Source organism: Micromonospora sp. H33 (assembly GCF_052068455.1).
Lineage (GTDB): Bacteria > Actinomycetota > Actinomycetes > Mycobacteriales > Micromonosporaceae > Micromonospora.
In genome coordinates this window covers 1-19313 of sequence record NZ_JBQHDE010000011.1, presented here as the reverse complement: position 1 = coordinate 19313, position 19313 = coordinate 1, and the positions used below count along the sequence as shown (strand labels likewise).

Annotated in this window: 18 protein-coding genes; 10 read left to right on the top strand and 8 right to left on the bottom strand. The window is 72.7% G+C overall.

The window, feature by feature from the left end:
* Positions 1–18 precede the first annotated feature (18 nt).
* Positions 19–990 carry an aldo/keto reductase gene (locus ACTMS0_RS21685; RefSeq protein ID WP_441157078.1) on the bottom strand — a complete coding sequence of 324 codons (972 nt, stop codon included), beginning with the start codon at positions 988–990 and terminating at the stop codon, positions 19–21.
* Positions 991–1180: 190 nt separating this feature from the next.
* Here ACTMS0_RS21685 and ACTMS0_RS21680 point away from each other — a divergent pair, with 190 nt between their 5' ends.
* The 6 genes from ACTMS0_RS21680 to mshC all read left to right on the top strand — a co-directional run bounded on the left by ACTMS0_RS21680 (position 1181) and on the right by mshC (position 6755).
* On the top strand, positions 1181–2233 hold the full coding sequence (locus tag ACTMS0_RS21680; protein ID WP_441157077.1) for an LLM class F420-dependent oxidoreductase: 1053 nt from the start codon (positions 1181–1183) through the stop codon (positions 2231–2233).
* Positions 2230–3066, top strand: coding sequence for an undecaprenyl-diphosphate phosphatase (locus ACTMS0_RS21675; RefSeq protein WP_441157076.1), 837 nt, complete (start codon positions 2230–2232; stop codon positions 3064–3066). The genes ACTMS0_RS21680 and ACTMS0_RS21675 overlap by 4 nt, the downstream gene beginning before the upstream one ends.
* A gap of 135 nt (positions 3067–3201) precedes the next feature.
* Positions 3202–3918 carry an MSMEG_4193 family putative phosphomutase gene (locus ACTMS0_RS21670; protein WP_441157075.1) on the top strand — a complete coding sequence of 239 codons (717 nt, stop codon included), beginning with the start codon at positions 3202–3204 and terminating at the stop codon, positions 3916–3918.
* Between the two features lie 140 nt (positions 3919–4058).
* Complete coding sequence (locus ACTMS0_RS21665) at positions 4059–4634, top strand: DUF3090 domain-containing protein (RefSeq protein ID WP_441157074.1); 576 nt, start codon at positions 4059–4061, stop codon at positions 4632–4634.
* Positions 4631–5449, top strand: coding sequence for an SCO1664 family protein (locus tag ACTMS0_RS21660; RefSeq protein WP_441157073.1), 819 nt, complete (start codon positions 4631–4633; stop codon positions 5447–5449). Before ACTMS0_RS21665 ends, ACTMS0_RS21660 begins: the two co-directional genes overlap by 4 nt.
* 67 nt (positions 5450–5516) lie before the next feature.
* A complete protein-coding gene (gene mshC, locus ACTMS0_RS21655; protein WP_441157072.1) occupies positions 5517–6755 on the top strand; it encodes a cysteine--1-D-myo-inosityl 2-amino-2-deoxy-alpha-D-glucopyranoside ligase in 1239 nt (412 codons plus the stop codon).
* A 109-nt stretch (positions 6756–6864) separates the two neighbouring features.
* Here the strand turns inward: mshC and ACTMS0_RS21650 are convergent, their stop codons facing one another.
* Together ACTMS0_RS21650 and ACTMS0_RS21645 are read right to left on the bottom strand one after the other, a co-directional pair.
* Positions 6865–7656 carry a GntR family transcriptional regulator gene (locus tag ACTMS0_RS21650; protein WP_441157071.1) on the bottom strand — a complete coding sequence of 264 codons (792 nt, stop codon included), beginning with the start codon at positions 7654–7656 and terminating at the stop codon, positions 6865–6867.
* 162 nt (positions 7657–7818) lie between these two features.
* Complete coding sequence (locus ACTMS0_RS21645; RefSeq protein WP_441157070.1) at positions 7819–8688, bottom strand: PAC2 family protein; 870 nt, start codon at positions 8686–8688, stop codon at positions 7819–7821.
* Positions 8689–8950: 262 nt separating this feature from the next.
* On the opposite strand from ACTMS0_RS21645, the gene metH reads away from it, so the two are divergent.
* Positions 8951–12466, top strand: coding sequence for a methionine synthase (gene metH / locus ACTMS0_RS21640; RefSeq protein ID WP_441157069.1), 3516 nt, complete (start codon positions 8951–8953; stop codon positions 12464–12466).
* A gap of 127 nt (positions 12467–12593) precedes the next feature.
* Here metH and ACTMS0_RS21635 read toward each other — a convergent pair whose 3' ends face one another.
* Both ACTMS0_RS21635 and ACTMS0_RS21630 read right to left on the bottom strand, forming a co-directional pair.
* Complete coding sequence (locus ACTMS0_RS21635) at positions 12594–12800, bottom strand: bleomycin resistance protein (RefSeq protein WP_441157068.1); 207 nt, start codon at positions 12798–12800, stop codon at positions 12594–12596.
* Positions 12801–12802: 2 nt separating this feature from the next.
* Positions 12803–13279, bottom strand: a complete 477-nt coding sequence (locus tag ACTMS0_RS21630; protein WP_441157067.1) for a VOC family protein — start codon at positions 13277–13279, stop codon at positions 12803–12805.
* 366 nt (positions 13280–13645) lie between these two features.
* Between ACTMS0_RS21630 and ACTMS0_RS21625 the strand changes: the two genes are divergently transcribed.
* A complete protein-coding gene (locus ACTMS0_RS21625) occupies positions 13646–14080 on the top strand; it encodes an ester cyclase (protein WP_441157066.1) in 435 nt (144 codons plus the stop codon).
* 83 nt (positions 14081–14163) lie between these two features.
* On the opposite strand, the gene ACTMS0_RS21620 is transcribed toward ACTMS0_RS21625, so the two are convergent.
* The gene (locus tag ACTMS0_RS21620) at positions 14164–14604 is read right to left on the bottom strand and encodes a DUF1707 SHOCT-like domain-containing protein (protein ID WP_441157065.1); all 441 of its coding nucleotides are present in this window, start codon (positions 14602–14604) and stop codon (positions 14164–14166) included.
* A 112-nt stretch (positions 14605–14716) separates the two neighbouring features.
* Here ACTMS0_RS21620 and ACTMS0_RS21615 point away from each other — a divergent pair, with 112 nt between their 5' ends.
* Positions 14717–15814 (top strand): calcium:proton antiporter, encoded by a 1098-nt coding sequence (locus tag ACTMS0_RS21615; RefSeq protein ID WP_441157064.1) that lies wholly within the window; start codon positions 14717–14719, stop codon positions 15812–15814.
* Between the two features lie 47 nt (positions 15815–15861).
* Here ACTMS0_RS21615 and ACTMS0_RS21610 read toward each other — a convergent pair whose 3' ends face one another.
* Positions 15862–16917 carry an RNA polymerase sigma factor gene (locus ACTMS0_RS21610; RefSeq protein WP_441157063.1) on the bottom strand — a complete coding sequence of 352 codons (1056 nt, stop codon included), beginning with the start codon at positions 16915–16917 and terminating at the stop codon, positions 15862–15864.
* Positions 16918–16997: 80 nt separating this feature from the next.
* Positions 16998–17390, bottom strand: coding sequence for a YciI family protein (locus ACTMS0_RS21605; RefSeq protein ID WP_441157230.1), 393 nt, complete (start codon positions 17388–17390; stop codon positions 16998–17000).
* A gap of 255 nt (positions 17391–17645) precedes the next feature.
* Between ACTMS0_RS21605 and ACTMS0_RS21600 the strand changes: the two genes are divergently transcribed.
* Positions 17646–18392: a neutral zinc metallopeptidase gene (locus ACTMS0_RS21600; protein ID WP_441157062.1), complete on the top strand. Its 747-nt coding sequence runs from the start codon at positions 17646–17648 to the stop codon at positions 18390–18392.
* Positions 18393–19313 lie beyond the last annotated feature (921 nt).

Genomic DNA, 19313 nt, shown 5'->3' with positions numbered 1-19313 from the left:
CACCCCGCCCGGCCCCGGTCAGCCGTCGCGTTCCGGGTACCCGACCTCCACCGCCGAGACGTCGTCGAGCGCCGTCACGATCTCGTCGGGCAGCGTCATCCGCTCGACCTGGAGCGCGCCGAGCAGTTGCCCGACCGTCCGCGCGCCCAGGATCGGCGCGACCACGCCCGGCCGGTCGCGGACCCAGGCGAGCGCGACCTCCATCGGGGAGACCCCGAGGCCGCCCGCGGCGGTGGCGACCGCCTCCACGATGCTGGAGCAGCGCGGCTCCAGGTAGGTGGCGACGAACCGTTCGAAGTGCGGCGAGGCGGCCCGGGAGTCGGCGGGCCGGCCGTGCCGGTACTTGCCGGTGAGCACGCCCCGCCCGAGCGGCGACCAGGGCAGGACGCCCAGCCCGAGCGCCGCGCAGGCCGGTAGGACCTCCCGCTCGATGCCGCGTTCCAGCAGCGAGTACTCCACCTGTGCGGCGACCACCGGGGCGCGGCCGGGCCAGGCGGCCTGCCACGCGGCGGCGCGGGCGGTCTGCCAGCCGGAGAAGTTCGACACACCCACGTAGCGGACGCGCCCGCTGGCCACCGCGTGGTCCAGCGCCGAGAGGGTCTCCTCCAGCGGCGTGTCGGGGTCGTACCCGTGCACCTGGAACAGGTCGACGTGGTCGGTGCCGAGCCGGCGCAGCGACGCGTCCAGCGTCCGCAGCAGGTGCCTGCGGGAGCCGTCGCGGCGCCGGCCGCTGCCCGGCCGCAGCCCCGCCTTGGTGGCGATCAGCAGCTCCTCGCGGGGGACCAGGGTGCCCAGCAGGGAGCCGATCACCGACTCGGCGTCGCCGTCGCCGTAGACGTCGGCGGTGTCGATCAGGTTGCCGCCGGCGTCGAGGTAGCTCTTCAGCTGGGCGGCCGCATCGTCGGCGTCGGTGTCCCGGCCCCAGGTCATGGTGCCGAGCGCGAGCCGCGAAACCGCCAGCCCGCTTCGGCCGAGCGGTCGCTGTTGCATGCGTGAACCTTATTTCCAACGGGGCCGCACCGATATCCTCGCTCCCGTCAAGTCTGCCGGCCCGTCCCCGGATCCGCTCGCCCGGGTCGTCGCACCCCCGCTCAGGCCGGTTTTTCGTGAGCCGGTGATCGGGTGTCGCGGCGGCATTGCGTAACCTGGTGCGACCTGTGGTGCGGATGGGGGAGGACTAGTGCGACTCGGGCTCAGCCTCGGATACCAGACGGCGTGGAGCACGCCGGCCGACCACCTGGCGCTGGCCCAGGAGGCGGACCGGCTCGGCTACTCGGTGGTGTGGGCGGCGGAGGCCTACGGCTCCGACTCGCCGAGCATGCTCGCCTGGATGGCCGGCCAGACCCAGCGGATCGACCTGGGCAGCGCGGTCATGCAGATCCCCGGGCGGACGCCGGCGATGACGGCGATGACCGCGGCGACCATCGACGCGCTGTCCGGCGGCCGGTTCCGGCTCGGCCTGGGCGTGTCCGGGCCGCAGGTCTCCGAGGGCTGGCACGGCGTACGGTTCGGCAAGCCGCTCGCGCGGACCCGCGAGTTCGTCGACATCGTGAAGCTGGCGGTGGCCCGCAAGGAGGTCGCCTACGACGGCGAGTTCTACACGCTGCCGCTGCCCGACGGGCCGGGCAAGGCGCTGCGCCTGGGCTTCCACCCGCCGCGCGAGCACATCCCGATCTACCTGGCCGCGGTCGGCCCGAAGAACCTGGAACTCGCCGGGGAGATCGCCGACGGCTGGCTGGCCGTCTTCTACGCCCCGGAGTTCGCCGAGGAGCAGCTGGCCAGCGTCCGCGCCGGCCGGGCGAAGGTCGGCAAGGAGCTGGCCGGGTTCGACGTGGTGCCGTCGGTGCCGGTCGTCGTCGGCGACGACGTCGCGTCCTGCGCCGAGCTGGTCCGCTACTACGCGGCCCTCTATGTGGGCGGCATGGGCAGCCGGCAGCAGAACTTCTACAACCAGCTCGCCACCCGGATGGGGTACGGCGACGCCGCCCGCGAGGTGCAGGATCTCTACCTGGCCAAGCGGCAGCGCGACGCGGCGGCCGCGGTGCCGATGGAGTTCATCGACCGGACCTCGCTGCTCGGCCCGAAGGAGCGCATCGCCGAGCGGATGCGGGAGTACGCGGCCGCCGGCGTCACCACCCTGTCGGTGACGCTGTTCGCCGCCGACCGTGAGAGCGGCGTGCAGACGCTGCGTACGGTCGCCGAGGCGCTGGACCTCTCGGGAGTCGGGGAGTGACCTGGGTCGAAGCCATCGTCCTGGGCATCGTTCAGGGGCTCACCGAGTTCCTGCCGGTCAGCTCCTCCGGGCACCTGCGGATCACGTCGGCGATCTTCTTCGACCGCGATGCCGGTGCGTCGTTCACCGCGGTGACGCAGCTCGGCACCGAGGCGGCCGTGCTGATCTACTTCGCCAAGGACATCTGGCGGATCGGCCGCACCTGGATCGTCGGCCTGTGGGACCGGTCCGTGCGCTCCAGCCTCGACTACCGCATGGCCTGGTACGTGATCGTCGGCTCGATCCCGATCGGCTTGTTCGGCTTCCTGTTCAAGGACCAGATCCGCACCGCCGGCCGGAACCTGTGGCTGGTCGCCACGACGCTGATCGTGTTCGCGTTCGTGCTGGCGTTCGCCGAGTACTGGGGCCGCCAGACCCGCACGCTGGAGAACTTCCGGATGCGCGACGGCGTGGTCATGGGCTTCGCGCAGGCGATGGCGCTGATCCCCGGCGTGTCCCGCTCCGGCGGCACGCTCACCGCCGGCCTGCTGCTCAACCTGACCCGGGAGACGGCGGCCCGCTACTCGTTCCTGCTGGCCATCCCGGCGGTGGTCATGTCGGGCATCTTCAGCCTCGGGGACGTCTTCGAACCGGCGGCACCGGGCACCTCGGTCCCGAGCGTCGCGCAGATGGTCGTGGCCACGATCATCGCGTTCGCGATCGGTTACGCGGCCATCGCCTGGCTGCTGCGCTACGTCGCCCACCACACCCTGTACGTCTTCGTGCTGTACCGGGTGGCGCTGGGCACCCTGGTGCTCGCCCTGCTGATGACCGGCACGATCACCGCCACCTGACCCGGGCACGAGGACGTACGCCGCTGGCCGGCACCCGGGGTCGGGTGCCGGCCAGCGGCGTTCCCGCGGGCCACGCCTCGCAGCCGCGACCGCACGGCGGCGCGGGGCGACACCGCCACCACGACACCGCCTAGGGTGGTCATCGTGGCGACCCTTCTGCTTCTGCGACACGGCCGGACGACCGCGAACGCGGACGGCGGGCTGGCCGGCCGGCAGCCGGTCGAGCTGGACGAGACCGGCCGGGCGCAGGCCACGGCGGTCGGGGAGCGGCTCAAGCCGGTGCCCCTCGCGGCCGTGGTGACCAGCCCGCTGGTCCGCTGCCGGCAGACCCTCGAGCTGGCGCTGCCGGAGGCCACCCCGGTGGTGGAGGAGGGGCTGATCGAGTGCGGGTACGGCAGCTGGGAGGGGCAGCCGCTGAAGAAGCTGGCGAAGGAGCCGCTGTGGCCGGTCGTCCAGCAGCATCCGAGTGCCGCGGTCTTTCCCGAGGGTGAGGCGATGGCCGCGATGGCGGCGCGGGCGGTCGCCGCGGTGCGCGGCTGGGACGCGCGGGTGACCGCCGAGCACGGCGCCGAGGCGGTGTGGCTGGCCTGCACGCACGGCGACGTGATCAAGGCGATCGTGGCGGACGCGCTCGGCGTACACCTGGATCTCTTCCAGCGCATCGTCGCGGACCCGGCGTCGGTCACGGCGATCCGCTACACCCCGCTGCGGCCGTTCCTGCTGCGGCTCAACGACACCGGCGGTGACCTGGCGGGGCTGGTCCCGCCGCCGCGGAAGCGGCGCCGGCGGGCGCCCGGCGTGACGGACTCGGACGCGGCGGTCGGCGGCGGCGCGGGAGCGGCCGCTCGGTGAGACCCGGCCGGCGGGACCCTGGGCCGGGTGGGCGGCCCGCCGCGCCCGGTTGCCCGACCGGTGGGCCGGGCGTGCCGCGCGGGCGGCGATTCGGGTCGGTGGGGTGCGCGCCGTGTGGGCGCGCCGGATAGGGTCGTGGTATGACCCACCAGGTGCACGCCTTCGAGCCGCCGGAGCGGTTCGTCGCCGGGACCGTCGGGCCGCCAGGGGATCGGACGTTCTTCCTCCAGGCGCGCGGTGGCGGCCGGCTGGTCAGCGTCGCGCTGGAGAAGGTCCAGGTCTCGCTGCTGGCCGAGAAGCTGGAGGAGCTGCTCTCCGAGGCCCAGCGCCGGTTCGGGGTGAAGGTCCCCGAGCCGAGCGCCACGCTCGGCGACAACGACCCGCTGGACACGCCGGTCGACGAGGAGTTCCGCGTCGGCACGCTGGGGCTGGCCTTCGACGTCGACACCGAGACGGTGGTGATCGAGGCGATCGCCGTCGGTGAGGCCGAGGCCGAGGTCGAGCTCGGCGAGCCGGACGACGAGGAGTCCGACGACGACGAGCCGGACGACGACTTGGACCGGCTCCGGGTGCGGCTGACCCCGGAGGCGACCCGCCAGTTCATCGAACGGGCCCGGCGGGTGGTCAACGCCGGCCGTCCGCCCTGCCCGCTGTGCGGCCAGCCGCTGGACCCCGCGGGTCACCTCTGCCCGCGCCACAACGGTTACCACCGGTGACCTCGTCCGACCTGCAACCCCGCCAGGACGGCGACGCGGCGCTCCGGCTGCTCCGGGACGGCACGCTGGACCTGGAGGGCCGGCTGGTGGACGCGTCGAACACCACCTTGCGGGGGGTGCTGACCCTGGACGGGGTGACCGCCCGCTGCGTCTACAAGCCGGTGCGGGGCGAGCGGCCGCTCTGGGACTTCCCCGACGGCACGCTCGCCGGCCGGGAGGTCGCCGCGTACCTGGTGTCCCGCGCCACCGGGTGGGACCTGGTGCCGCCGACGGTGCTCCGGGACGGCCCGCTGGGCCCCGGTTCCTGCCAGCTCTGGATCGACGAGCCGGCCGAGGGCGAGGCGCTGGTCGGGTTCGTGCCGGTCGACGCGCTGCCGCCCCGCTGGTTCCCGATCGCCGCCGCCCGGGACGACGACGGCGTCCCGTACGCCCTCGCTCACGCCGACGACCCGCGGCTGGCCCGGCTCGCCGTGCTCGACGCGGTCATCAACAACGGCGACCGCAAGGGCGGGCACGTGCTGCTCGGCCCGGACGACCGGATCTACGGCGTGGACCACGGCGTGAGCTTCCACGTGGAGGAGAAGCTGCGGACGGTCCTGTGGGGTTGGGCCGGCCGCGCGCTGCCGCCGGACGCGGTGGCGGTGCTCGACGCGCTCGCCGGCCGGGTCGCCGGTGATCTCGGCGAGGAGCTGGCCGAGCATCTCACCCTCCGCGAGGTCGCCGAGCTGACCGCCCGGATCGAGCGGCTGCGCGCCACCGGCCGGTTCCCGCAGCCGTCGCAGGACTGGCCGGCGGTGCCCTGGCCGCCCATGTGAGCGGCTGTCACGTTGATCACCGGTGGCGCGGCCCGGGGCCGCCCCGCGGCTGGTTAGGCTGGCGGTCATGGAGTCTTGGGTGGGGCATGAGGTGCCACGGCTGCCCGGCAGGGGCGGCCCGCTGACGTTGTTCGACTCGGCGCGGCAGGGAGTGTCGCCCAGCACCCCGACCGGCACGGGCACGATGTACGTCTGCGGCATCACCCCGTACGACGCCACCCACCTCGGCCATGCCGCCACGATGATCACGTTCGACCTGGTGCAGCGGATGTGGCGGGACGCCGGGCTCGACGTGACGTACGTGCAGAACGTCACCGACATCGACGACCCGCTGCTGGAGCGGGCGGCCCGGGACGGCGACGACTGGAAGGTCCTGGCGATGCGGGAGACCGCCCTGTTCCGGGAGGACATGGAGGCGCTGCGGATCATCCCGCCGGCGCACTACGTCGGTGCGGTGGAGTCGATCCCGGACATCGCCGAGAAGGTCCTCGTGCTGCTCAAGGAGGGCGCCGCGTACCGGCTGGACGACGGCACCGGGGACATCTACTTCGACATCTCCGCCGCGCCCCGCTTCGGGTACGAGTCCAACCTGACCCGGGAGCAGATGCTGGAGATCTTCCCGGAGCGCGGCGGCGACCCGGACCGGGCCGGCAAGCGCGACCCGCTCGACCCGCTGCTGTGGCGCGGCGCCCGGGAGGGCGAGCCGTCGTGGCCGGGCGGTGACCTGGGCCCGGGCCGCCCCGGCTGGCACATCGAGTGCGCGGTCATCGCGCTCAACCTGCTGGGCGACCAGATCGACGTGCAGGGCGGCGGCAACGACCTGCTCTTCCCGCACCACGAGTGCTCCGCCGCGCACGCCGAACGGCTGACCGGGCAGGCGCCGTTCGCCGCGCACTACGTGCACGCGGGCATGATCGGTCTGGACGGCGAGAAGATGTCGAAGTCCCGGGGCAACCTGGTCTTCGTCTCCCGGCTGCGGGCCGACAAGGTGGACCCGATGGCGGTCCGGCTGGCCCTGATGAGCGGCCAGTACCGCACCGACCGCTCGTGGACCGACGACCTGCTCGCCGCCGCGCAGGAGCGGCTGGGTCGCTGGCGGCGGGCCGCCGCCGCGCCGTCCGGCCCGTCCGGCGCGGCCTTCCTGGCCGGCGTACGCGAGCGCCTCGCCGACGATCTCGACACTCCGGGCGCGCTCGCCCTGGCCGACGCCTGGGCCGATCAGGCGCTCGCCGGCACCGGCGGCGACCCCGCCGCCCCGACCCTCTTCACCGACACGATCGACGCCCTCCTCGGCATCCGCCTCTGACCCCAGCCCCACGGGCCAAGATCCGCGCAGTTTCACGGAAGGAGTGGCTGTTCCCGCTCGGACAGCCACTCTTTCGCCGAAAGTGCGCCCTCCGGTTCGCGGGCGGCGGTCAGCCCAGGACGAGGCCGACGTCCGGGTCCGCGTCCGGCGTCGGGGCGGGGACGCGGTACTCCTCGGTCAGGGTGGTGACCGGGCCGGGCCAGGTGGCCTGGGCTACCTCGATGGGCTTGCGGTGCCCGTCGTACGCGACGTGCAGCAGGTGCAGCACCGGCGTGTCCGGGCGGATCTGGAGGATCTCCGCCTCCTCCCGGCTGGGCTGGCGGGCGCTGATCGTGTCGGTGGCGGTGACGTACCGCCGGCCGGTCGCCTCCTCGGCCTCCTGGTAGAGCGGCCGGCCGAACGCCTCGGCGCGCTCCAGGGAGGTCCCGGCGGTGTCGGCGGGCAGGAACCAGGAGGCGCCGACCTCGACCGGGGAGTCCTCGGTGCGGACCAGGTGCCGGCGGCAGAGCAGGTCGGTGCCGTCGGCGACCCCGAACGCGTCGGCGACCTCGGGCGGGGCGGGTGCCCGGCCGACGGAGAGGAGTTGCTGGCGGTACCGGGCGGCGAGGTCGGTGTGGTAGCCGCGGAAGCCGCCGTACCGGCCCCGGGAGAGGCGGTTGAGGCGGCGCCGGGTGCCGCGGACGTACGTACCCGAGCCGGGTTTGGTGATCAGGATGCCCTCGACCCGCAGCTGGTCGACGGCGCGCTGCACGGTCTGCTTCGCGACGCCGAACATCTCGGCGATGGCCGGGATGGACGGCAGCCGCTCGCCCGGCCCCCAGTCGCCGCGGCGCACCTGGGCCTTGAGCTGCGCGGCGATCTGCCGGTGCGGGAACTCGGCCGCGCCGGGGTTGATCTGCATGCCCGCCTCCTCGATCACAGCTAGGTTCCTAGGATGCCCTAGAGGGTGTGGCCTGCGCCACCCGTGACACGCGGAGAGCGGCGCCGGCACGAGGCATGCCCGCAGCGCGAGAGATGACCGGTGCCCCGGATCGGATCCGGGGCACCGGTCAACGCGTGGGAATCACCAGGAGCCGGCGGTGGGACCGGCGGAGCCGCCGCGGCGGCGCAGGTACTTCTCGAACTCCTGGGCGATCTCGTCCCCGGTCAGCGGGGTGATGCCGGCGTCGCCGACCCGCTCCTCCAACTCGCGGACGTACTCACCGAGCTCGGCGTCCTGCTCGGCCGCGCTGCGCACCCGCTGCTCCCACTCGGCGGCCTCCTCGGCGAGGTCGGACATCGGGACCGGCAGGTCGAGCACCTCCTCGACCCGGTGCAGCAGGGCGAGGGTGGCCTTCGGGCAGGGCGGGTTGTTGGCGTAGTGCGGCACGTGCACCCAGAACGACACCGCGTCCACCTCGGCGCGGGCGCAGGCGTCGTGCAGCACCCCGACGATGCCGGTCGGCCCGTCGTAGCGGGTGGGGGTGAGCTGGTAGCGCTCGGCGGCGTCCTTGTCGGAGGCGCTGCCGCTGATCGGCAGCGGCCGGGTGTACGGCACGTCGGCCAGCAGCGCGCCGAGCAGGACCACCCGCTCGACCTCCAGGCTGTGGCAGATCTCCAGCACCTGCTCGCAGAAGGTGCGCCAGCGCATGCTGGGCTCGATGCCGCGGATCAGCACCACGTCCCGTTCGGTGCCGGCCGGGCTGGCGACCATGAAGCGGGTGGTCGGCCACTCCACCCGGCGGGTCTCCCCGTCGGACATGGTGATGGTGGGCCGGCTGACCTGGAAGTCGTAGAAGTCCTCCGGGTCCAGCTCGGTCACCGGCCGGGCCTGCCACACCTGCTCCAGGTGCTCGACGGCCGCGGTCGACGCGTCGGCGGCGTCGTTCCAGCCCTCGAAGGCGGCGATGGCCACGGGGGACCGCAGCACCGGCAGTCCGTCGAACTCGGTCATGCCGTCACCTCGCCCTGCCCGTCGGGGACGGCGCCGGAGTGGTCCCCGACCGGCCGCCCGCCGTGCACGGTGGTGTCGCTGTAGTCCCTCACGTCCGTCAGCCTACGTGCCGGGACGGGAGCCGGCCCGTCGGCCGCGCCGGTCGTGCCCGCCGCCGGCCGGTCATACGGCAGTGAACCGGACAGGGTGATCCCGGTGACAGAATGTGGGACCGGCGAGCCGGGGTCGACCACGCCGCGACCACTGGCACTAACCTGAACCCGTGCGGATCTCTTTGCTCGACGCGCTGGCGGACCGGATCCTGATCGCCGACGGGGCGATGGGGACGATGCTGCACGCGGCGGACCTGACCCTCGACGACTTCGACGGCCTTGAGGGTTGCAACGAGATCCTCAACGTGACCAGGCCGGACGTCGTCCGCGGGGTGCACGAGGCGTACCTGGCCGCGGGCGCGGACTGCGTGGAGACCAACACCTTCGGCGCCAACCTGCCGAACCTCGCCGAGTACGGCATCGAGGGGCGCATCCGCGAACTGTCCGAGGCGGGCGCCCGGCTGGCCCGCGAGGCCGCCGACGCGTACGCCACGCCGGAGCAGCCCCGCTTCGTCCTCGGCTCGATCGGTCCCGGCACGAAGCTGCCGACCCTCGGCCACGCCGCGTACGCGTCGTTGCGGGACGCGTACCAGGAGAACGCCGCCGGTCTGATCGCCGGCGGGTCGGACGCGCTGATCGTCGAGACCTGCCAGGACCTGCTTCAGGTCAAGGCGGCGGTGGTGGGGTCGAAGCGGGCGATGGCGGAGCTGGGCCGGCAGGTGCCGATCATCTGCCACGTCGCCGTGGAGACCACCGGCACCATGCTGCTGGGCAGCGAGATCGGTGCGGCGCTGACCGCGATCGAGCCGCTCGGCGTGGACCTGATCGGCCTGAACTGCTCGACCGGCCCGGCGGAGATGGGCGAGCACCTGCGCTACCTGTCGCAGCACGCCCGGGTTCCGCTGTCGGTGATGCCGAACGCCGGCCTGCCGGTGCTGACGTCCGAGGGCGCGTACTTCCCGCTGACCCCGGTCGAGATGGCCGACGCCCTGGAGCGGTTCGTCACCGACTACGGCGTCTCGCTGGTGGGCGGCTGCTGCGGCAGCACCCCGGAGCACATCCGGGTCCTGGTGGAGCGGCTGCGCGGCCGTACGCCGGTGGCCCGGGAGCCGCGGCCGGAGCCCGGCGTCTCGTCGATCTACCACCACGTGCCGTTCGCGCAGGACGCGAGCGTGCTGATGGTGGGGGAGCGGACCAACGCCAACGGCTCCAAGGCGTTCCGCGAGGCGATGATCGCCGCTGACTGGCAGGCGTGCGTGGAGATCGCCCGGAGCCAGGCCCGCGACGGCTCGCACCTGCTGGACCTCTGCGTCGACTACGTGGGTCGCGACGGCACCCGGGACATGCGCGAGCTGGCCGGCCGGTTCGCGACCGCCTCCACCCTGCCGATCATGCTCGACTCGACCGAGCCGGCGGTCGTCGAGGCCGGGCTGGAGATGCTCGGCGGCCGGTGCGTGGTCAACTCGGTGAACTTCGAGGACGGCGACGGCCCCGACTCCCGCTACGGGCGCGTGATGCCGGTGGTCAAGGAGCATGGCGCCGCCGTGGTCGCGCTGCTCATCGACGAGGAGGGCCAGGCCCGCACGCGGGAGTGGAAGGTCCGCGTCGCCTCGCGGCTGATCGATGACCTGACCGGCCGCTGGGGGATGTCGCGGTCGGACATCCTCATCGACGCGCTGACCTTCCCGATCGCCACCGGTCAGGAGGAGACCCGCCGCGACGGCATCGAGACGATCGAGGCCATCCGGGAGATCGCCGCCCGGTACCCGGGGGTCAACTTCACGCTGGGCATCTCCAACGTCTCGTTCGGCCTCAACCCGGCGGCGCGGCAGGTGCTCAACTCGGTGTTCCTGCACGAGTGCGTGCAGGCCGGGCTGACCTCGGCGATCGTGCACGCCAGCAAGATCCTGCCGATGTCGAAGATCGCCGAGGAGCAGCGGGAGGTCGCGCTCGACCTGATCTACGACCGGCGTCGCGAGGGGTACGACCCGGTGCAGCGCTACATCGAGCTGTTCGAGGGGGTCGACGCCGCGTCGGCCCGCGCCACCCGGGCCGAGGAACTGGCGGCGCTGCCGCTGGACGAGCGGCTCAAGCGGCGGATCATCGACGGGGAGCGCAACGGCCTGGAAGCCGACCTGGACACGGCGATGGCCGAGGGCCGGGCGCCGCTGTCCATCATCAACGACATCCTGCTCGACGGGATGAAGGTCGTCGGTGAGCTGTTCGGCTCCGGCCAGATGCAGCTGCCGTTCGTGCTCCAGTCCGCCGAGGTGATGAAGACCGCGGTGGCGTACCTGGAACCGCACATGGAGAAGGCCGACGACGGCGGCAAGGGCCGCATCGTGCTCGCCACGGTGAAGGGCGACGTGCACGACATCGGCAAGAACCTGGTGGACATCATCCTGTCCAACAACGGCTACGAGGTGGTGAACATCGGCATCAAGCAGCCGATCAACGCCATCCTCGACGCCGCCGAGCAGCACCGCGCCGACGCGATCGGCATGTCCGGGCTGCTGGTCAAGAGCACGGTCATCATGAAGGAGAACCTGGCCGAGATGGCGTCGCGCGGGGTCGCGGAGCGCTGGCCGGTCCTGCTCGGCGGTGCGGCGCTGACCCGGGCGTACGTCGAGGACGACCTGCGGTCGATGTTCCCCGGGCAGGTGTACTACGCGCGGGACGCGTTCGAGGGCCTGTCCCTCATGGACCGGGTGATGACCGCCAAGCGGGGCGGCGCGCCCGTGGTCGACGCGGAGCGGGAGGCCGCCCTGGCCGCCCGCCGGGCCCGGCGCGAGCGGCAGCGGGCGATCGTCACCGAGTCCCTGCCGGAGCTGCACGACTCGTCGGTCCGCTCGGACGTGGCGGCCGACGTGGAGGTGCCCACCCCGCCGTTCTTCGGCACCCGGGTCGTCAAGGGCGTTCCGCTGGCCGACTACGCGGCGCTGCTCGACGAGCGGGCCACGTTCCTCGGGCAGTGGGGGCTGCGCGGCGCGCGGGGCGGGCAGGGACCGTCCTACGAGGAGCTGGTGGAGACCGAGGGCCGGCCGCGGCTGCGCTACTGGCTGGACCGGCTCATCGCCGACCAGGTGCTGGAGGCGGCCGTCGTGTACGGCTACTTCCCGGCGTACTCGGAGGGCAACGACCTGGTGGTGCTGGACGAGAACGGCCACTCCGAGCGGGCCCGGTTCTCGTTCCCCCGCCAGCGCCAGGAGCGGCGGCTCTGCCTCGCCGACTTCTTCCGGCCTCGTGGCGAGGAGCTGGACGTGGTGGCGTTGCAGCTGGTCACCGTGGGCCAGCCGATCAGCGAGTACGCGGCGAAGCTGTTCGCCCGCAACGAGTACCGCGACTACCTGGAGGTGCACGGCCTGTCCGTGCAGCTGACCGAGGCCCTCGCGGAGTACTGGCACCGGCGGATCCGCGCCGAGCTGACCCTGCCCGGCGGCCGCACGGTCGCGGCCGACGACCCGGCGGACCTGGCCGGGCTGCTGCGCACCGACTACCGCGGCTGCCGGTACGCGTTCGGCTACCCGGCCTGCCCGGACCTGGAGGACCGCGCCAAGATCGTGGACCTGCTGGGGGCGGAGCGGATCGGCGTGCAGCTGTCCGAGGAGTTCCAGCTGGTCCCGGAGCAGGCCACCGACGCGATCGTCGTCCACCACCCGGAGGCGAGCTACTTCAACGCCAAGTGACGAAGGCGGGTGCACTGGCCTGCACTTTCGTCACCGCTGAGGGCGGCGGAATCATGACGCCCCCGGCGCGGATCGCGGGCTTCCGGACGCCGGCGTTGAACGTCGTACGGCTGCGCGACAGCGGGCGTCAATCGGACGTGACGTCAACGTGCTTGACGTCCGCCATGTAGCGCGCGGCGGCCGCGGAGGCCTCGTCCGGCGTGTTCCCCTCTTCGCGGGCATGCATGTACGCGGCGTACCAGTCCCACCAGTCGTGCGGCGGTGCCGCGGCCTCGAACGGGCCGTGCCGGTCGGCTGTCTCGTGCAGCAGCGTTGCGAGCGAGTCGATGTCCATGTTCAGTCGTCCCACTCCCGACCCGGGAGCCGGGTCGTGACCTCCTGAAGCAGCCACTCGTTGCCGTCCGGATCACTGAACGAGGCGTACGACAGGTAGGAGCGACGTTGGGGATCCGGGCCGGGCAGGAGACTCGCCCCGTCCCGGTGGAACACATCGCTGACGTCGACGCCGCGGCGGACGAGATCCTCACGCGCCGCCTCGATGTCGGAGACCACCAGCTCCAAGCGCTTCGCAGAGCCCGGCTCGGCTGTGGTGAGGCCCTTCCCGAAGGCGATCGAGCAGGCCGAGCGAGGGGGCGTCAACTGGACCGCTCGGACGTCCTCGCTGAAGACTAAGTCGACGTCGAGTCGCCAGCCGAGGCTCTGGTAGAAGCTCTTCGCCCGATCGACATCGGAGACGGGCAACGTCACGACCTCGAGCTTCATGTCGACGGTTCCCACTTCCTGCGTCTCCGTCGAGGTGTCGGTGCCGCTCACGTGGATCCTCCGGCCGTCGGTGGGAATGCGCCGCTGCTTCGCGTCCGCTGGTCTGTCGCGACTGTGGGAACCTCCCGGTCCTGGCCTGGGACCACCGGGTCACGCCGACTGTCGGTCACCAAGGCCGCGATCAACGCCACGTGTGACCGAGGACCGGGAGCGACTCCTGCCGTCGTTGTTCCTACCGCCGGACGCTACCCGTGATTTGGCCGTGTCACGGGAGGATCCGCAGGTTGTGCTGGTCGACGTCGTAGCCGGCCGACGTCACCGCCGTGGTCGGGTACGGAACGATCGATACGCGACGGCTGGGCGGCGGTGCCCGGGCAGGATGGACCAGGAGCGTGCGAGGTTGTCAGCTGGAGGTTCGTGATCGACAGGGAAGCCCTCAAGAGGTTGGATGACGCCCGGCTCGATGCATGGGACACCCACCGTCTCGATGCCTTCGTCGGCCTGCTCGCCGATGACTTCGTGCTTCGCGACACCACGATCGGCGCGCCGATCACCATCAAGGAGGGCGCGCGTGAATACGTGCGGGCATGGTTGACCGCCTTCCCGGACATGCGGATTCGCCGTACCAGCCGCTTCGTGGACGATCATGATGATGGGGTCGCCGCCGAGGTGGAGTTCACCGGCACCAACACCGGTCCCATGGCGGTGGGCTCGCGGCAGGTGCCGCCGACCGGCAAGACGATCGTCGGGCGGGGGGCGTACTTCGCTCGGGTGAAGGATGGGCGGTTCGTGGAGCTCAGCCTTCACCCCGACCTGGCAGGCGTCATGACGCAGCTCGGCCTGATGCCCTGACGCTGGTACGAAGGCTGCGCCCGCCTCGATCGACGTCGTCGCTGCTCCTTCTAGCCGACGAGGACGAGGGTCGAGGTGTCCGTCTACTCGCGGGTGGCCCGCCCGCGCCTCAGCAGGTGCTCGACGTACAGCAGGAGCACGCTGACCGTGACCGGCACGGCGAGGCCCCACCAGGTGTCGTGGACGAAGCCGAGCACCACGGCCACCGGAAGCCCCAGCATCAGGGCGACGCAGACCGCCGCACCGAGCGGTGGGATGTCGACGTCCTCATCCGTCGGCGGCGCCGGCGGTCGGGGGAGGCCGGGGTGGGGAGCGGGCAGGTCGAGGAAGATCCGCCGTAGCTCGGACTGGGTACGGGCAACCCGGCAGGCCGCCCACCGCTGCGCGTGCTCGTCGGCGTCGAGGCGTTCCTCGGCCAGGTGCTCGTCGAGGGCCTCGCGGGCGGCTTCGCGCTCCGGCGCACCGATCCGCAGGTCGGTAGCCGCTGCCGGCGGCGCCGGGGCGAGATCCTCGGAGATGGTCACCGGTCGAGGGTAGAGCCGGGCGGCCGTCCGCCGGCATCGCATTCCCGTGCTGCGGCATTTGAACGTCCCGACGAGTGGGCACATGATCAGGTTTGCTGGCAGTGTTGGGGGCATGACCGCGCTGCGATCCCGCCTGACCGACTGGACCGTCGCCGTACCGTTGCTCGCGGTCCTGGTGCTCGCTCTGACGTGGAACCGGAAGCTCGCGGGCCCGCTCGTCGTGGTGGTGGCGGTGCTGCTGGCCGGCGCGGTGCTCGCGGCCGTCCACCACGCCGAGGTGGTCGCCCACAAGGTGGGGGAGCCGTTCGGGTCGCTGGTCCTCGCGGTGGCGGTGACCGTGATCGAGGTCGCCCTGATCGTCACGTTGATGATCAGCGGTGGTGCGGAGACGCAGTCCCTCGCCCGGGACACCGTCTTCGCTGCCGTGATGATCACGTGCAACGGGATCCTGGGCCTGTCGCTGCTGCTCGGCGCGCTGCGCCGCCGGGTGGCGGTGTTCAACTCCGAGGGCACGGGCGGGGCCCTGGCGACGGTGGCGACGCTGGCGGTGCTCAGTCTCGTCGTGCCGAGCTTCACCACCAGCCGGCCCGGCCCGGAGTTCAGCCCGGCTCAGCTCACGTTCGCCGCCGTGGCGTCCCTGGCGCTCTACGGGCTGTTCGTGATGGTGCAGACTGGCCGGCACCGCGACTACTTCCTGCCGGTCACCGCCGAGGGAGGGCCGGTCGAAGCCGAGGAGCACGCCGAGCCGCCCTCCACCCGTACCGCCCTGATCAGCCTCGGCCTGCTGCTCGTCGCCCTGGTCGCCGTCGTCGGGGACGCCAAGACCGTCTCGCCCACCATCGAGGCCGTCGTCGCCCGGGTGAACCTGCCGCAGTCCTTCGTCGGTGTGGTCATCGCGCTGCTGGTCCTGCTCCCGGAGACGCTCGCCGCGACGCGCGCCGCCCGGCGGAACCGGGTGCAGATCAGCCTCAACCTGGCGTTGGGTTCGGCGATGGCGAGCATCGGCCTGACGATTCCGGCGATCGCGCTCGCGTCGATCTGGCTGGAGGGGCCGCTGTTGCTCGGCCTCGGCGGCACCCAGATGACCCTGCTCGCGCTCACCGTCGTGACCGGTGTGCTCACCGTCGTGCCCGGCCGCGCCACCGTGCTCCAGGGCGGCGTGCACCTGGTGCTGCTCGCGGCGTTCGTCTTCCTCGCCGCCAGCCCGTGACGCCCACCGGGCACGCGCCCGGGATGCCCCACCAGTCCCGCCCGGGATCAGGGCGTGAGGCGGCCGGCGCGGGCGTGCAGGTAGCGCTGCTGCGTCAGGTTCGTCGACCGTTCCGCCGCCGACAGGTACGCCGATCGCGCGCCCTCGCGGTCGCCGAGCAGTTCCAGCAGGTGCGCGCGGACGGCGGGCAGCCGCGGGTCGGCGTCGAGCCGTCCCTGCGCGGCCAGCGTGTCCACCAGGGACAGTCCCTCCCGCGGGCCGCGGCTCATCGCCACCGCCACCGCGTGGTTCAGCGCCACCACCGGGCTGTCGGACATCCCCGTCAGCACCTCGTACAGGGCGGTGATCTGCGCCCAGTCGGTGTCGGCGGCACTCGGCGCCTCGTCGTGCAGGGCGGCGATCGCGGCCTGCACCTGGTACGGCCCGACCGGCCCGCGCGGGAGCGCGGCACTGACCAGGGCGACGCCCTCGGTGATCTGGTCGGCCTTCCACCGGCCACGGTCCTGCTCCGCCATCGGCACCAGCTCGCCCGCCGAGTCGACCCGGGCGGGCGCCCGCGCGTCGGTCAGCAGCATCAGCGCCAGCAGCCCGGCCACCTCCGGGTCGTCGGGCAGGAGTCGGTGCAGGAGGCGGGTCAGCCGGATCGCCTCGGCGCAGAGGTCGGTCCGCAGCAGGGCCGGTCCGGTCGTCGCCGCGTACCCCTCGTTGAAGATCAGGTAGAGCACGTGGCGGACGGCCGCGAGTCGGGCGTCCCGTTCGGGCCCGGCGGGCATCCGGAACGGCACACCGCTGTCTCGGATGCGCTGCTTGCCGCGGCTGATCCGCCGGGTCATCGTCGCCTCCGGCACCAGGAACGCCCGGGCGACCTCGGCGGTGGTCAGCCCGCCGACCGCGCGCAGGGTGAGCGCGATCTGCGACGCGGGCGACAGCGCGGGATGGCAGCAGAGCAGGAGCAGCACCAGCGTGTCGTCGGCGTCGGCGGCGTCCCGGTCCGCGGGCGACGCCAGCCGGTCGGCCGGCAGCACCCACCGGGCCACCGTCTCCTCGCGGCGCCGGCGGGCCTGCTCGCGGCGCAGCAGGTCGGTCAGCCGCCGCGCGGCCACGGTGACCGAGCGCGCCGAGAACCTGCGGCGCCAGGCGGCGCAGCAGGCCCTCGACGGTCTCGCCGGTCACCGCGCCCACCTCAGCCGTCGAGGTTCTCGATGCCCTCGGCGACCGGCCGGACGTCCACGTACTCCCCGGGGACGTCCGGGTTCACGAACTGGGCGGCGATCTCGATCGCCCGGTCGACGCTCGCGCAGTCGACCACGGTGTAGCCGGCGAGCACCTCCTGCGTCTCCGGGTACGGGCCGTCGGTCACCACCGGCACGCCGCCCTCCAGCTGGACGCGGCGGGTGTGCGCCGGAGCCACCAGGCCCTGGGCGTCGACCAGCTCGCCGGAGGCGACCAGCTTCTCGTGGACCGCCACCATGTGGGCGTGCATCGCGGCGACCTGCTCGGGCGACATCGGCGGCTTGCCGCCCGGCCGACCGGCCATCGCGTCGTAGTCCTGCTGCGAGCCGTGGAGCAGGATCATGTACTTCACGGTGTCTCTCCTCGTCCCGACGCCGGTCGGCGCCGCTCACCCGAGACGTCGAAGCCGCCGCCACGGTCCGGACATCGGAGGCGGTGGTCGCCGAGCGTACGGCAGCCCGGCGGTGCCCGGCGGCGTTCAGCGCCCGCGGCGGGCGCCTGAACCGCACGGGTTCGCGGGGCGTAGATACCTCCGATCGGCATGACGCGCGTACCGCCGGGGTACTGCACGCCGCATCGCCGACGGCGGGGAGGCCAAGTGACGACGCGGGTGGGACGGCGGCCGGGTGCCTCGCTGGTGGGCCTGGCGGTGGCGCTGGTGGCGGCGGCCGGCTGCATGGTGGGGGGAGCATCCGAACCCGGGGGAGCGCCGGCGCCCGAGCAGCCCGCGTCATCCGGTACGCCCGGTGCGGACGCCACCCGCGCCGACGGTACGAACAGCGTCGAGGAGTTCCAGCAGGACGTCGCCGACGCACGCAGCATCGCCGAGCGGTACTGGGCGGCGCAGTTCCGCGCCTCGGGGCAGGGGTTCCAGCCGATCCGCCGGGTCATCCCGTACCGGCGCAGCGGCGAAGTGACCTGCGGCGGGCAGGAGATCCCCCGCAACAACGCGGTCTACTGCACGGCCAGCGACTACATCGCGTACGACGTCAACTGGTCCTTCGGGGCCTTCCGCCAGATCGGTGACGCGTTCGTGTTCTACCTGCTCGGCCACGAGTACGCCCACGGCATCCAGACCCGCCTCGGCATCCGCTACAACTTCACCATCCAGCAGGAACTGCAGGCGGACTGCATGGCCGGCGCGTTCCTCGGAGACTCGGTGCGGTCGGGGACGTTGCGCCTGGACGACGGCGACCTGGAGGAGTTCCGCGACGGGCTGCTCGCCGTCGGCGACGACCCGGACCAGCCCTGGTTCGCCGAGGATTCCCACGGCACCGCCGAGCAGCGCACCGACGCGTTCTTCCGCGGCTACGAGAAGTCCCTGGACGCCTGCGACCTGACGTAGAAGTGGCGCGGCTTGGCGGTCGCTTCGTCTTCGCGCGGCTGGTCGCGGGGTTGCGGGTGGGCTGTGTCGCTTGGGCTGTTTCTGTTGGTTGCGGCGGGCTGTGTCGCCTGGGGTGTTTTTGTGGTTGCGGTTGGGGGGTGTGGCCCGCCGTGCCCGGCTCCGGGCGGTCAGGCTTGATCCCTGCGCCGGTCACGGCGGGCCACACCCCTGACCTGGTCCCGGTCCGCCCGGGCGTGCCGGCTCACACCCCTGACCTGGTCCCGGTCCGCCGGGGCGCGCCGACTCAACCCCGTCCCCGCGCAGATCTTGGAAGCAAACGGCCCCTCGAGGGGCCCAAATCTTCCAAGATCTCCACGCGCCGTGCGTGCGCTGAGCGCTTTGTCCGGATCACCGGGGTGGTCTCGGGCCGGGTGTCCGGTTTCGGGGTGTGACCGGCGGCATCCCAGGGTCGGAATCGTGGCGGGGACGGGGTCGTTACATCACCTGGACGATCGAGCAGGGCCCCCGCCCGTGCGGGCGGGATGCGGCCGGTCGGGCTTGGCCGGAATGATGGCGGGCCGGCGGTCGTTACATCTAGACCCGGCACCACGAGAGCAGCCCGCCCCGCGGGTGTGGCCCCCGGTTCCCGGTCAGCCCGTCCCCGCGGGTGTGGCCCCCCGGCTTCTGGTCGCCGGCTTTTGATTCACCCCGTCGAGAAGGTCCACCCCCTGGGCCCTGGCACGACGGAAATCCCTCAAGTCTTTGGGCGCCGGACGGTGCTCGCGTCACCACGCCCGTTCCCCCTTTCTGGGCTGGTGGCGCCTTTCCCCCGAATGGAGCTTTTCTGATGAACACGATGCTGCGTAAGAGCGTTCTCGGTATCGCTGGTCTGGCTGTCGCCGGTGGTCTCGCTGCCGGTCCGCTGAACCACGACACCACCAC